Source organism: Mycobacterium gordonae, assembly GCF_001417955.2.
In the GTDB taxonomy this organism is placed as follows: Bacteria; Actinomycetota; Actinomycetes; order Mycobacteriales; family Mycobacteriaceae; genus Mycobacterium; species Mycobacterium gordonae_B.
This window is the reverse complement of the sequence record NZ_LKTM01000001.1, coordinates 308209-321317: the sequence shown is the minus strand read 5'-3', so window position 1 is coordinate 321317 and position 13109 is coordinate 308209. Positions and strand designations below refer to the sequence as shown.

Here is a 13109-nt window from a genome sequence, read left to right as displayed (position 1 = left end):
GGCCGGGAACAAATCGCCCGTCATGCGCGACTATTAGGGCATGGATTGCGAGGTGGCGCGCGAAGCGCTGTCGGCCCGGCTCGACGGCGAGCGGGAGCCCGTGCCGTCGGCCCGGGTCGATCAACACCTGGACGAGTGCGCCGCCTGTCGCGAATGGTTCGAGCAGGTGGGTCTTCAGGCTCGCCAACTGCGCCGCCTGGTGGAGTCCCGGCCGGTCATCGCGCCGGTGGGCCCGATCGGGATTCAGCAGCCGACGCCGCGACTGCGCCGGTCACTCAGCTGGCAACGCTGGGCGTTGATGTGCGTCGGCGTCGCCCAGATTGCCCTGGCAGTCGTGCAGGGCTTGGGCCTGGATGTAGGCCTCGATGTGGGCCTGCACCACGGGATGGACGGCACCGATCATCTCCTCCACGAATCCACGTCGTGGTGCGTCGCGCTCGGCGTATCCATGGTGGTCGCCGCGCTGTGGCCGGCTGCGGCAGCAGGGCTGGCGGGGGTACTCACGGTGTTCGTCGCGGTACTGGCCGTCTACATCGCCTTGGACGCGGCCTCCGGTGCCGTCACCCTCGGACGGATGCTCACCCACCTGCCGGTGGTGCTGGGGGCGGTCCTGGCGGCCATCGTGTGGCAAACCTCCCCGGCACCCGGGCCCGCGCCGCAGGCCGCCGAAACCGATATCGTGTTGCCGGACAACGCGTCCCGGGGCCGCCGCCGGGGTCACCTGTGGCCCACCGACGGCTCAGCCGCCTGATTTCAGCGGCTCTCACCGAAGCTGCGCAGGCGCAGGCTGTTCGACACGACGAAGAACGAAGAGAATGCCATCGCCGCGCCGGCCACCAGCGGGTTGAGCAACCCCGCGGCGGCGATCGGGATGGCCGCGATGTTGTAGCCGAAGGCCCAGATCATGTTGACCTTGATGGTGCGCATCGTCGCCGCGGCCAGGCCCAGCGCCAGTGGTACGACCTCGAGGTTGTCCCGGACGAGGATGACGTCGGCGGCGCCGATCGCGACGTCGGTCCCGCGCCCGATGGCCATGCCCAGATCGGCGCGTGCCAGGGCCGGACCGTCATTGATGCCGTCACCGACCATCGCGACCACGTGCCCACGTTCACGGAGTTGCTCGATCACGTCGACCTTGCCTTCGGGCAGCACATCCGCGATCACTTCGTCGATGCCGACCCGGGCTGCCACAGCCGCCGCAGATGCCGGGTTGTCTCCGGTCAGCAACACGGTTCGCAGGCCGCGGTCGTGCAACTGGGCCACGGCGGGCGCCGCGGAATCCCTGACCGCGTCGGCAACCGCGATGACCGCGCAGACCGCACCGTCGACCTCGACGAATACCGCTGTCTCACCGCGTGATTCGGCTTCACGTCGCGCGTCGGTCAACACCCCGGCGCCAACCGGCGCGGCAATCCAGGACGGTTTTCCGACCCGCACAGCGCGCCCTCGCACGGTGCCGCTGACGCCGCGGCCGGGTACCGCGCGGAAGTCGGCAACGGAATCCCGCTGCGGCACGGCCGCCGCGATGGTGAGGCCCACGGCGTGCTCGGAGGCCGCTTCGACCACCGCTGCCAGTTCCAGCACCTCATCGGCATCCCAGCCCGGTGCGGCCGTCACCGCGCTGACCGCCAGCTGGCCGGTGGTCAGGGTGCCCGTCTTGTCGAACACGACGGTGTCGACGGCGCGGGTGGCCTCCAGGGCGTGCAGGCCCTTGAGGAATATGCCCAGTTGAGCGCCGCGCCCGGAGGCGACCAGCATGGCGGTCGGCGTCGCCAGGCCGAGGGCACACGGGCAGGCGATGACGAGAACCGCGAGCGCGGCCGAGAACGCCCGCTCGGGGCCGGCCCCGGCGAGCAGCCAGCCGGCTGCGGTCAGGCCGGCGATGACGAAGACGCACGGAACGAACACCGACGCGATGCGGTCGGCCAACCGCTGCGCATCGGCCTTCTGCACCTGCGCTTCCTCGACCAGGCGCACCATTCCGGCGAACTGCGTGTCGGCACCGACGGCGGCAGCCTCCACGATCAGCCTGCTGTCCAGCACCACGGTGCCACCGATCACCTGGGCGCCCGGGTGGACTTTCACCGGTTTGGCCTCGCCGGTCATCGCGCTGACGTCGACCGCTGCGCGGCCGTCGACCACCAGTCCGTCCGCGGCGATCGTCTGCCCGGGACGCACGACGAAGCGCTGCTGCTCCTTGAGCTGGTCTGCCGGGATGACCACTTCCGACCCGTCGGCCTGCAGCACCGCGACGTCCTTGGCACTCAGGGCCGCCAGCGCCCGCAGTGCGCCGCCGGCCCGCGACTTGGCCCGTGCCTCGAAGTACCGGCCGGCCAGCACGAAGACCGTGACGCCGGCGGCGACCTCGAAGTAGATGGCGTCACTGCCGAGCAGCGCCTGCCACACGCCGCGGCGTTCGGCGGTTTGATGGGTGCCGAACGCCGTGTGCAGCGACCACACCGTAGCCGCGGTGATCCCGACCGAGATCAGCGTCTCCATCGAGGCGGTTCCGTGCATCGCGTTGCGCAGCGCGACCCGGTGGAACGGCCAGGCTGCCCAGACCACGACCGGTAGCGCCAGCAGGGTGAGCACCCATCCCCAGCCGGTGAACCGGGAGCTGGGCACCACCGCGAACATCACCGACAGGTGCGCCAGCGGCACGAAGAACACTGCCGCCACCGCCAACCGGACCAGGAGGTACCGGGCATGATCAGCATCGGGGTCGCCGAGGTTGTCACCGCCGCCAGTATGCGGCTCGGCCTGGTAGCCGGCCTTTTCGACGGCCGCGCAGAGGTCGTCGGTGGCAATGTCCTCGCTGAGCTCGAGCGTCGCCACCCGGGTGGAGAAATTGACCGAAGCCCGTACGCCGGGCAGCTTGTTGAGGGTCGATTTGACCTTGAGCGCGCAGGCCATGCAGGACATCCCGGTGATGTCCAGTTGTATCCGCTGCACCTCTGGGTGCGCGTCAGTCGTTGCCGTCGTCACGTAGTGTCTCGCCTCCTGCGAACTCGTCCCTAGACAAGTCGTCGGCGCCGGTTCAAGAGTTCCCTGCGTTCGTCATGTTCGCATGGCCTAGGCTCAAAGCCCGTGGCCCCGGGCAGTGACGGACGAACTCACGATGACCAAATTACCGATCTCGCCAGATCCGCGGGGCGCGGTGACCGGGCAGCGTTGTCCGAATTCATCCGGTGCACCCAGCGTGACGTCTGGCGGATGGTGGCCTACCTCGCCGATCCCGGCAGTGCGGACGACCTGACGCAGGAGACTTTCCTGCGGGCGATGGGTTCGCTGCCGAGTTTCACCGGGCGGTCGACCGCGCGGACGTGGCTGTTGTCGATCGCCCGTCGTGTCGTTGCCGACCACTTCCGGTCCAAGATGCGCAGGCCCCGCTCCGCTCAGGTGGCCGACCTCGACGAGGCGCTCGGTCAGGGCCGTCGGGGCAGCCGGATCGAGAACATGGTGGAGATCCGCATCCTGCTGGACGGATTGGACCCCAAGCGCCGGGAAGCGTTGATCGTCACCCAGGTGCTCGGCCTGTCCTACGCCGAAGCGGCCGAGGTCTGCGGGTGTCCCGTCGGCACCATCCGCTCCCGGGTGGCCCGGGCCCGCGACGATCTGCTGCGCGCGACCGCCGAGGGCGACTGCGCGGGCTAGCCGGGGACGTTCAGTTGCCCTTCATGGCCGGGTGGTTGCGGGTCAGCAACGGCAGCATCCACTCCGGTGGCGCGACGCGGAAGAGTCCCGCGGAGATCCGGTTGGCCAGTCCGGGGACCACGACGGCCTTTCCGGCCGCCAGGCCGTCGATCCCGGCCTGCGCCACCTGATCGGCGGGTATCCACATGACCCGCGGCAGCGCGGCGTCGGCTTCCTCTTTGGAGAACCCGGCTGCCTCGCCGAATCCGGTGTCCACCGGTCCCGGACACAGGGCGGTCACCGAGACGCCCTTTCCCTTCAACTCCCCCCGCAGACTGTGGGTGTAGGACAACACGAATGCCTTGGCCGCCCCATAGGCCGCCTGTCCGGGCAGCGGGCCGAACGCGGCGACCGAAGCGACGTTCAGGATCGCGCCGCGACGGCGTTCCACCATTCCGGGCAGGAACCTGCTGCACAGATCCACGACGGCCGCCACGTCGACTTCGACCAGATTGAGTTCCTTCTCCGGGTCGGACTTCGCCACCACTCCCAGCGTCGACAGGCCGGCGTTGTTGATCAGGATGTCGGGGGTCAGCCCGAGTTCGCCGACCCGGTCAAGCAGCGTCGCGCGGTCGCTGCGTTGGGCGAGGTCGGCAGGCAGCGGATGCGCCTTGGACCCGAGCTTCCTGGCGAGCGCCTCGAGCCGGTCGGCGCTGCGGGCGACCAGGACGATGTGGTAGCCGCGTTTCGCCAGAATGGTGGCGATCTCCTCGCCGATGCCCGACGATGCCCCGGTCACGATGGCCGCGCTGGTACTTCCTGCAGGTGGGAGAGCCATACCGAGACCGTACCCGGGCTCAGGGCTGGACGACTAAGCCTCCGCGCTCTCGGCAATCACCGCGAGCCGGTCGATCGACGCCCGCAACCGTTCAGCGGTGGTGGCCTGCGCGCGAGCCAGGCGCTCGGGGTCGTTCAACTGGGTCCAGTCGTAGGTGTGGGTGACCGTGGTCCGCGTCTCCGACACCGGAGTGAGTTCCCAACGCCAGAGATGACCGGGCGGTGGTTTGCCGGGTTCTGAAGGGCGCCAGGCGATTCGGCGTCCCTCGTCGAATTCGACGACGTGGTTGTGCCGGACTGTGCCGAGCGTCAGCGTCATCGCGAACACGTCGCCGACCCCGCGGACGCGCTGCCCGGACTCGGCGGCGGCCAGGTTGTCGTTGCCGTCCCAACCCGGCTGGCGGGACGGATCGGCGATCAGTTCGAAGATCCGCTGCGCGCCGGCCGCGATGTCACGGCTGGCGCTGACCACCCGCGCCGACTCGGCCATGCAGCGATCCAATCACGCCGGTGCAGTTCCCTCAGCAGCGCTCGTCGCCGCGCCGCATCAGGTTGGGGCCGGTAACCACCGGTCGTGGCCGTCCTCGCCGCATGGCATACAGCGCGCGGCAGGCCCGCGCCTTCACGGGCGCGGCGATCCCAGCGCCACCGGGGCTCTGGTTGATCCAGTTCTGCAGTGCTGTCACGGTCTTGGTCCTTCATCGGTGCGACGTCGTCAGGTCGCTTGGTGCCATATCAGCGGCTTCCCTTTAAGCGTGCACCGCGGCACGGTGAACAACGGGGAAAGCGGGGCGCGTGTGAGCTGTGCGATCCGGCACACTGGGCGGCGGGGCATCGCCGGCGTCACAGTTTTTCCGGTTGGCGCTTCGTTTTTCGAATCATCACGTCGGAGAACGAAACGTCGTGCCCGGCGGTACATCGAACCCGCGGCACCACGGATTCGCCGCAGCCCTCGTGGATCAATTCCGTGCCGGGCTCTGCCTGCAGCAGCCGGCCGAATTCGATCAGGCTGATCAGCACCGGGAACAGCTCGCGGCCCCGATCGGTGAGCACGTACTCGTAACGCGTGCGCTGGCCGGCTTCCTGGTAAGGCTGCTTGTCCAGCAACCCCGCCTCGACCAGCTGGCGCAACCGCTTGGCCGCAATCTGCTCGGTGACACCCGCCCGACGCGCCAGGTCGTCGAAACGTCGCCCACCCCAGAAGGCTTCGCGCAGCAGCACCATGGCCGAATGGGTGCCGATCAACCGCAGCGCGTATTCCATCGGGCACCAGTCAGCGGCCGTCCACCCCTCCCGATCGGCAAGGCGTCCCGACAACTTCATGACGTCCCGCTGTTAGGCATTCAGGATCAGGCAGTTACTGGTGGCGGTGGCCAGCAATTTGCCGGTGCCGCTGGTCAGCTTCGCCTCGGCCAGCGCGGTACGCCGGCCCAGATGCGTTACCGTGCCGGTACACCGGACCGGCCCGGTCTCGACACTCATCGCACCGATGAACCGCACCGACAGATCCAGGCTGGTGTAGCCCACCCCGGCGGGCAGCATGCTGTGCACGGCACACGCGGCCGCCGAGTCCAGCAGCGTGCAGTACATTCCACCGTGCACCGACCCGATCGGGTTGTAGTGGAACTCGGCCGGGGTCAGGGTGAAGACCGCCGTGCCCGCCGAAACGGACTCCAGCCGGCCACCGATGGTGCTCATGACGGGCGGCGGCGGTATTTCTCCGTCCACCATGGCCTGCAGAAACTCCAGGCCGCTGCGGCTGCGCGCCGCCTGCGCCGCGCGCAGGGGATCCGACCACTCGATTGTCCGGTTTCGCTCGCCTTGCTCGCGCTCGGCAGCGCACGCGGTTTCGCTCATACTCGGCATCATCCGATGCTGACTAAACTAAAGTCAAGTCAGGTCAGTCGGGGTTGGATCCTGAGCCGCGACAGCAGTCATGGTGGTCAGAATCGTGGCTACCCGCTTCTCGTCGTCGCCGTTGACCACGTACGCGTCGCCCCGGCACACCGTGAGGTTTCGACCGGGTCGCAACACCTCGCCATGCGCCCGCAGTCGGTCGCCGACCGCCGGGGCGAGAAGGTTCACCTTCAGTTCCACGGTCAATACCCGCGAACCGTGCGCCATCAGGGTGAGCGCAGCGTAACCGCACGCGGTGTCCAGAATGGCGATGGTGACGCCGGCATGGAAGAACCCATCCTGCTGGGACAGTCCAGGCAAGAAGGGCACCTCGACCTCCGCCAGACCGGGCTGGATGCTGCGTAACTCCGCGCCGAGTGTTGCCATCAGGCCCTGCAGCGCAAAGCTTTCCCGCACGCGTTGGCGGTAATCAGGATCTCGCGGGAGGTAAGCGGGCACTCATTCCGCCGTCATCGCCGCGCGTTCCAGATCGAGCAGTTGTTCGCCCTGCCGCTCCTCTTCGTAGGCTTCGCGGCCGCCCCGTAACCCGAACAGCCGCTTGGAGATCAGCAGATAGAGCACCGCGGCGATGTTGATCGTCAGAGTCGCCACCCGCGTCGTGGTGATGCCCTTGAGCAGGTCATGAATCTCCAGCGGCAGAAACACCGAGGTCGCCACCACCGCGAAGTACTCACCCCAGCGTTTCATCAGCCACAGGCCGACGCCTTCGACGATCTGCAGCACGGCGTAGGCGGCGAGCAGGCAGGTGATCAGGGTGAGGGTGGACGGTTTGGCCGCCAGCGCCTTCTCCAGTTCATGGATCGCCGACATCTGGTCGACTTTGAAACCGGCGGCGCGAAAGACCGGCAGGTCGCGGTCGAGGGTGGCCTGAATGGCGCCCCGCGCACCGCGGAAGGTCCACACCGCCCACGCGGCCAGACCCAGCACGACTGCCCGCCCGAGCCGCTCCACGGCCAGCGCGCGGATGATAATGGCCTGACGTAAAGCCTTGCCCCGCATGATCATCGGTGCATCTTCGGGATGGCCGCGGCCGTGCGGTTCGCCCAGCGCGAAGTCGCCGCAGCGCAGACAACGCCACACCTCACCGAGCTCGGTCTTGGCGTGCAGACGCGCGGCCAGCTGCTCGTCGTCCGGAGCGTACGTGGCGTGGCCCGTCACCGCGCAGGTGACCAATTCCCACCGGTTGACGGCGCGATTCCTGCTTTTCCCCACGTGCGCTCCTTCGGCCAGTTTGACGCCGATCATTCAACGCCAGCGGCAAAACGCGCAAGGCGGCGCCGGTGTCGGCGTTCGTCACGACCGCCGGGCGCTGCGCGTCCGGCTGGCCGTCGGGCTGACGGCACCTAGCAGCGCGGTGAGATCGCGAACGGCAATCTCGTCGATCCGCCGGACCGCATCGATGATCTCGCCGCACAGCCCTGCACCGCAGAACGGCTCGGCCAGCCAGTGAAACTTCTCGACGACGCGGTCCCACGACATCGGGTGGGTGGGCGAGCCCTCGTAATCGGATTGCTCGCGGCTCAAGCTTCGCCCGTCCTGCGTCACGACCCGTACCCGGGCGGCCGTGCGATCGGGGTAGGCCGCGGTGAGGTCCGCGGCCGGTTCGACGACGACCCGGGTCAACAGATCCTGTACGTCGGAGCGCCGAACCCGGTCATTCTCAAGCTGTTCCGGGCCGACATCACCGTCGAGCAGCGCGACCGCGGTCAGATACCTGAGGTTGTAGTCCGCTTGCTCTTTCGTCGACGGATGGTCCTTGTTTCCGTATGCACCGCCACCGGCGAAGTCGAACGCGCCCTGGAAAACTTCCAGCGTCACCGAGGCGACGTCCCGGCCGCGTAGTCCGTGCGCATCGCGCAGCGCCAGAACGGCGTCGATGATCACCTGCCCATGGATCAGCGCACAGTACCGCTTGAGGTAGGTGTGTTCGGCCGCGGTGAGTTCTGTTGTGCCGATGTCCAAATCGATGGGCTGATCGAAGAGCTGGGCCAGTCCGTGCGGGCCCTCGAACAGCGTCCGGGGCCCGGTGATACCGCGGCTCGCCAGCATGGTGGCGTAGACCGCGCGCATACCGGTGACGGCCGGCGAGATTCCTTTCCAGTTGGAGACCGGTTCGGCGTGCACCGCGGCGAGCGAGACGTTATCGGCCGTGGCGGCCGAGATGGCGGCGGCGGTCCGGCCGGCGTCCAGGCCCATGAGCTTCGCCGAGCCTGCCGCAACCGACATCGCCAGTTGCAGCGCATGGTTGAGGCCGTGCGCCATCACCGGCACTGCCGCGCTGAACCGGCACTGCACTTCATAGGCAACCGCAAGGGCGAGAAGGAAATTCGCACCCGAGGCCTCGAGATGCTCAGCGACGGCGAGGATGGCTCCGAAGTTGTCGGCCGGGTGGCACAGACCGCCCTGGGTCAGATACGTGTCGAGCAGATCCGGGTAACGGACGAGGACGGCGTTGAAGAACGCCGCCTGATCCACCGAGGCAGTGCCACCGCCGACGAGTGTCGCGCTACGGCGTCCACTGAATTCGTCGGCCTGGGCGCGAACGGCGGGGACGAGTTCGCCGTCCAGAGCCCCGATCGCACAGGCGATGCTGTCCAGCACGTTGCGCTTGAGCGTCGGCCTCGCCGCGCCTGCCAGATCCGGGTGTTGCGCGCGGACCACGAAGCCCGCGAGATCGTCCACAAAGTAGTTCGGCGCCATCGGCTTTCGCCTTTCTCTCGTCGATACCCCGACTCAAGCGCGTGGGCCACGGTGCGTCCAGGACTCTTTGGCTACCTGTCTTCGGCCAAACTTCCTATCGCTGTTCAGCGGCGTCCGCGAGCACCGTTCGATGCGGATCGTCGGACGGCGTCCACCACCGCCCGACGGGAGGCGTGCGCCACCCGTGGCGGCCGGCGACGCCCAGCAGTGCGTCCACCAGCGCGTGCACGGCGGCGCGTTCCTCGTCGTTTCGGTGGACCAGCGACCACGTCCACACCGGAACAGGATTCGCCACGAGTCGTTGCCCCAGGCTCGGCGGCGGCACCGCAGTGTGGCGCTTGGGCGAGGCCAGCACAGCGGCACCGAGTCGGCGGACATGCGCATAGAACGCGGGGCCGGTGATGCCGCCGTCGTCGATGTCGACAACGCGCGCACCGGTGTCCGCGGCGAGTTCCCGCGCGAACCGATTCCATGACTGCCAGGCCGATTCGTCGGTGTCGACGAGGATCCGAAGTTGCCTTGCCGCAACGGGTTCGGTGGAGTCGACGCCGGGAAGCACCGCGCCCAGCTGCTCCGCGCGCAGCAGGTGCGAGGTCAGCCCGCGCTCGGTGGCCTGCCGCGCAGTGACCCAGGTCAGCGCGACGTCGAGGCTGCCCTCGGCCACCCGGTCGGCTTGCACATGCGAGGGCAGCACCCATTCATCGATGCGCACGGCCACGTCGCCGACCAGGCTGCTCACATCGTCGGGCAGCCAACTCACGTATCCGAGTCGGACGGGCGCGGAGATCTCCGCCGCCTGCCGCACCCGGCTTTTCGCGTCGTCGGCCAGCGCCAGCATGCGACGCGCATCCGGCAGCAGCGTCCGGCCGCTCTGACTCAACCGGACAGAGCGACGGTCGCGGACGAACAGCTCCGCACCCAGGTCTCGTTCCAGCGCCACGATCTGTTGCGACAAAGCCGGCCCCGAGATATGCAGGCGCTGCGCCGCGCGGCCGAAGTGCAGTTCCTCGGCAACCGCCACGAAGTACCGCAGCTGCCGCAGTTCCATAGATCGAGGTTAGGTTCCGGATGCGGCGTCGGCGAATTCCGAGAACGCGTCGTAGGCGCGGGCGCCGTAGATGGTGGCCGGTCCGCCGTGCATCATGATGCTGACACCCACCGCTTCCGCCGCCTCCTCCCTGGAGGCTCCGGCGCGGACCGCCGCTTTAGCGTGGGAGGCGATGCAGCCGTCACAGCCGTGCACGACACCGATCGCGAGCGCGATCAGTTCTTTGTACTTCGCGTCCAGGGCGCCGGAAGCCATGGCCGCTTTGCTCATCTCGCCGAATCCGGCGTACACGCCTGGGATCATCTGGCGCAGGGCACGATGCTGCGGGTTGAGGTCAGTAAGGACGTCTTGGTGACGATGCTGTTGATCCATACCCGCACTATACTGATACCGGTGGGGGTATTGGTATAGTATGGAACAGGGATGAGACAGGAAGGCATTCGATGAACGCAGACGAAGACACGATGGGCGCGGTGCTCAATCGGTTGCGTCGCGCCCAGGGGCAACTCGGTGGCGTGATCGCGATGATCGAGCAGGGCCGCAACTGTAAAGACGTCGTGACTCAACTCGCGGCGGTCTCGAAGGCGCTCGACCGCGCCGGGTTCAAGATCGTCGCCTGCGGACTGCGTGACTGCATCAACGGCACCCAGCACGGCGACTCGCCGCCGCTGAGCGAAGCCGAGCTGGAGAAACTCTTCCTGGCTTTGGCCTGAGAAGGAGAAAGGGATCAGTCATGACACTAGGAACCGCGGGATTGACCGCCACCTTGCACACCTCGTTCGGTGATGCCGTCGAGCAGACGACGCAGGCTCTGGCCGAACAGGGCTTCGGGGTACTCACCAGAATTGACGTCAAAGCCACGCTGAAGCAGAAGCTCGGCGAGGACATGGAGGACTACCTGATACTCGGCGCCTGCAACCCACAGCTTGCGCACCGCGCCCTGGACGTGGACCGCCACATCGGCCAGCTGCTGCCGTGCAACGTGGTGCTACGCGCCGCCGAGGACGGCGGTGTCCTGGTCGAGGCGATGGACCCCCAGTTGATGGTCCGCGTCGTGGACCAGCCGGGCTTGCAGGAGGTCGCCGATGAAGCCGCAGCCAAGCTGCAGGCCGCCATCGGCAAACTCAGTCAGGCATGACGGACCGCGACGATATCTCCGACCTGCTGGTGAGATATGCCACCGGGATCGACCGGCGTGACTGGTCGCTGTTCCGCACGGTGTTCACCGAAGACTGTCAACTGGACTACGGCGAGATCGGCGCATGGAGCGGGGTCGACGCCGTCACCGACTTCATGGAGAAGGTGCATGCGATGGCCGGGCACACGCTGCACCGGCTGACCAATCAGGCCATTGACGTCGACGGCGACAACGCGGTGGCCCGTACGTACGTCGACGCCCTGATCATGGCCGCCGACAACACGTCGGGTGTCAACGGCATCGGCTTCTATGACGACGAGATGGTGCGCACGCGGCAAGGATGGCGGATCGCCCGTAGGCGGTTCACCACGGTGCGAGTCAGCGCGGTCGGCTAGGGGTTACGGGTGACATTCGCGGCCAAGTACGGGCCCTGGGCACTGGTGGCAGGTGCGTCCGACGGCGTGGGCGCCGCGTTCGCTCGGGGGCTTGCCGAGCGAGGCGTCAACGTCGTCCTGCTGGCCCGCCGCCAGGCGGTGCTCGATGACGTTGCCGCCCAGATTGTTTCGGCCACGTCGGCACAGACCCGGACTTTGGCGGTCGACCTCGCGGCGCCCGGGGCGGCGGCCGCCATCGCTGAGGCCACCGCCGACCTGGAGATCGGGTTTCTTGTCTATTGCGCCGGGGCGGACCCGAATTTCAAGCCTTTTCTGTCCAGTCCGGTGCAGGCCGCCGAGTCGATGGTGCAACGCAACTGCATGGTGCCGGTGCAGTTGTGTCACCACTTCGCGCCGGCGATGGTCGAGCGCGGCCGCGGCGGCATCGTCGTCTTCGGCTCCGGCGCCGGGTTCGCCGGCGGACCCAACATGGTGGCCTACGCGGCTTCCAAGGCTTTCGACATGGTCTTCGCCGAGGCGTTGTGGGCCGAGTTGCACGACAAAGGCGTCGACGTCCTGGGTCTCATTCTCGGCAAGACGGATACCCCCGCGCTGCGAGAGCTCGAGTACAGCCGCGGCCAGATCGCTTCACTCGATGAGGTGCCGCCGGGAGCGGTCGCCGTCGGCGACGTCATCGCGGAGGCTTTCGACAACCTGACCGGCGGGCCGACCTGGATCGTGGGCGAGGAGTTGCGGGCAGGTATGCAGCTGCTGGGTTCACTGCCCCGCAATGAGGCCGTCAAACTCATCAGCGCGGCCAGCGCCGCTGCCATGGGATCGGATTAGGTTGCGCGCCAGGTGATCAGCACGCGTCCGTAGAGCAGTCGCCGGACCCGCACCCCGGGAAGCACTTCCCGAGCGTGTGCGCGCAGCTGGGCGAAGTTGTCCGGTGGTGGCCATTTGATGGGAGCGCTGTGTTCCCATTTGCCTCGGATCTGATTGACGACGCCGCAGGCCGTCCACGAAGTCAGGTGCCAGATGGCTTCTTGCAGAGACGGTTTAACGAACGACACCACGGCCAGCTTTCCTCCTGGCCGCACCAGTTGCGCAAGCCGCGCCAATGCGGCCCGCGAGTCGTCGATGTGGTGCAGGGCGGCGTTGGACACCACCGCGTCGAAGCAGGGCAGGTCGGCCGTCATCACGTCGCCGTGCCGCCACTGCACCGGCGCATCGGGAAACCTGGCGGCCGCGCGCTGCAATACGGGCTCGTCGATGTCGAGCGCGACGACCCGCGGTATCCGCTCGGCCAGCAATGCGGCCAGGAACCCGTCACCACAGCCCACGTCGAGGACCTGCTGGGCCCCGGCAGGGACCTGTGCGTCCACCAGTGCGTTGTAGTGGATATTGATATTCCACGGTTGTTGCGTCGGCACCTCGTCCAACGTAGCCGCAGAAGTCTTAT

18 protein-coding genes are annotated in these 13109 nt (G+C 67.7%); 6 read left to right on the top strand and 12 right to left on the bottom strand.

What is annotated here, in order from left to right; genetic code table 11:
- Positions 1-40 precede the first annotated feature (40 nt).
- Positions 41-751: a zf-HC2 domain-containing protein gene (locus AO501_RS01545; RefSeq protein WP_055575997.1), complete on the top strand. Its 711-nt coding sequence runs from the start codon at positions 41-43 to the stop codon at positions 749-751.
- A 2-nt stretch (positions 752-753) separates the two neighbouring features.
- On the opposite strand, the gene AO501_RS01540 is transcribed toward AO501_RS01545, so the two are convergent.
- Positions 754-2985 carry a heavy metal translocating P-type ATPase gene (locus AO501_RS01540; RefSeq protein ID WP_055575996.1) on the bottom strand — a complete coding sequence of 744 codons (2232 nt, stop codon included), beginning with the start codon at positions 2983-2985 and terminating at the stop codon, positions 754-756.
- Between the two features lie 102 nt (positions 2986-3087).
- On the opposite strand from AO501_RS01540, the gene sigC reads away from it, so the two are divergent.
- Positions 3088-3654 (top strand): RNA polymerase sigma factor SigC, encoded by a 567-nt coding sequence (gene sigC / locus AO501_RS01535; protein WP_055575995.1) that lies wholly within the window; start codon positions 3088-3090, stop codon positions 3652-3654.
- 10 nt (positions 3655-3664) lie between these two features.
- Here sigC and AO501_RS01530 read toward each other — a convergent pair whose 3' ends face one another.
- The 10 genes from AO501_RS01530 to AO501_RS01490 form a co-directional block, all read right to left on the bottom strand.
- Complete coding sequence (locus AO501_RS01530; RefSeq protein ID WP_055575994.1) at positions 3665-4471, bottom strand: SDR family NAD(P)-dependent oxidoreductase; 807 nt, start codon at positions 4469-4471, stop codon at positions 3665-3667.
- Between the two features lie 33 nt (positions 4472-4504).
- A complete protein-coding gene (locus AO501_RS01525) occupies positions 4505-4960 on the bottom strand; it encodes an SRPBCC family protein (protein WP_055575993.1) in 456 nt (151 codons plus the stop codon).
- 31 nt (positions 4961-4991) lie between these two features.
- Positions 4992-5156, bottom strand: a complete 165-nt coding sequence (locus AO501_RS37650; protein WP_197419730.1) for a hypothetical protein — start codon at positions 5154-5156, stop codon at positions 4992-4994.
- 157 nt (positions 5157-5313) lie between these two features.
- The gene (locus AO501_RS01520; protein WP_419775660.1) at positions 5314-5733 is read right to left on the bottom strand and encodes a winged helix-turn-helix transcriptional regulator; all 420 of its coding nucleotides are present in this window, start codon (positions 5731-5733) and stop codon (positions 5314-5316) included.
- Positions 5734-5805: 72 nt separating this feature from the next.
- The gene (locus tag AO501_RS01515; RefSeq protein WP_055575991.1) at positions 5806-6327 is read right to left on the bottom strand and encodes a PaaI family thioesterase; all 522 of its coding nucleotides are present in this window, start codon (positions 6325-6327) and stop codon (positions 5806-5808) included.
- Positions 6328-6360: 33 nt separating this feature from the next.
- Positions 6361-6783, bottom strand: a complete 423-nt coding sequence (locus AO501_RS01510; RefSeq protein WP_197419728.1) for a PaaI family thioesterase — start codon at positions 6781-6783, stop codon at positions 6361-6363.
- A 42-nt stretch (positions 6784-6825) separates the two neighbouring features.
- The gene (locus AO501_RS01505) at positions 6826-7599 is read right to left on the bottom strand and encodes a DUF2127 domain-containing protein (protein ID WP_156452248.1); all 774 of its coding nucleotides are present in this window, start codon (positions 7597-7599) and stop codon (positions 6826-6828) included.
- A gap of 81 nt (positions 7600-7680) precedes the next feature.
- Positions 7681-9087: an MmgE/PrpD family protein gene (locus tag AO501_RS01500; protein WP_231752296.1), complete on the bottom strand. Its 1407-nt coding sequence runs from the start codon at positions 9085-9087 to the stop codon at positions 7681-7683.
- Between the two features lie 94 nt (positions 9088-9181).
- A complete protein-coding gene (locus AO501_RS01495; protein WP_055575989.1) occupies positions 9182-10135 on the bottom strand; it encodes a LysR family transcriptional regulator in 954 nt (317 codons plus the stop codon).
- Positions 10136-10144: 9 nt separating this feature from the next.
- Positions 10145-10507, bottom strand: a complete 363-nt coding sequence (locus AO501_RS01490) for a carboxymuconolactone decarboxylase family protein (protein WP_055575988.1) — start codon at positions 10505-10507, stop codon at positions 10145-10147.
- 71 nt (positions 10508-10578) lie between these two features.
- Between AO501_RS01490 and AO501_RS01485 the strand changes: the two genes are divergently transcribed.
- From AO501_RS01485 to AO501_RS01470, 4 genes are read left to right on the top strand one after another with little or no spacing between them, the layout of a single operon-like run.
- Positions 10579-10848 (top strand): metal-sensitive transcriptional regulator, encoded by a 270-nt coding sequence (locus AO501_RS01485; RefSeq protein ID WP_055575987.1) that lies wholly within the window; start codon positions 10579-10581, stop codon positions 10846-10848.
- Positions 10849-10868: 20 nt separating this feature from the next.
- Positions 10869-11273, top strand: coding sequence for a DUF302 domain-containing protein (locus AO501_RS01480; protein ID WP_055575986.1), 405 nt, complete (start codon positions 10869-10871; stop codon positions 11271-11273).
- Positions 11270-11668: a nuclear transport factor 2 family protein gene (locus AO501_RS01475; protein WP_055575985.1), complete on the top strand. Its 399-nt coding sequence runs from the start codon at positions 11270-11272 to the stop codon at positions 11666-11668. Before AO501_RS01480 ends, AO501_RS01475 begins: the two co-directional genes overlap by 4 nt.
- Before the next feature lie 9 nt (positions 11669-11677).
- The gene (locus AO501_RS01470; RefSeq protein ID WP_055575984.1) at positions 11678-12493 is read left to right on the top strand and encodes an SDR family NAD(P)-dependent oxidoreductase; all 816 of its coding nucleotides are present in this window, start codon (positions 11678-11680) and stop codon (positions 12491-12493) included.
- Here AO501_RS01470 and AO501_RS01465 read toward each other — a convergent pair.
- Positions 12490-13080 (bottom strand): class I SAM-dependent methyltransferase, encoded by a 591-nt coding sequence (locus AO501_RS01465; RefSeq protein ID WP_055576156.1) that lies wholly within the window; start codon positions 13078-13080, stop codon positions 12490-12492. The two genes, AO501_RS01470 and AO501_RS01465, sit on opposite strands and share 4 nt — an antisense overlap.
- Positions 13081-13109 lie beyond the last annotated feature (29 nt).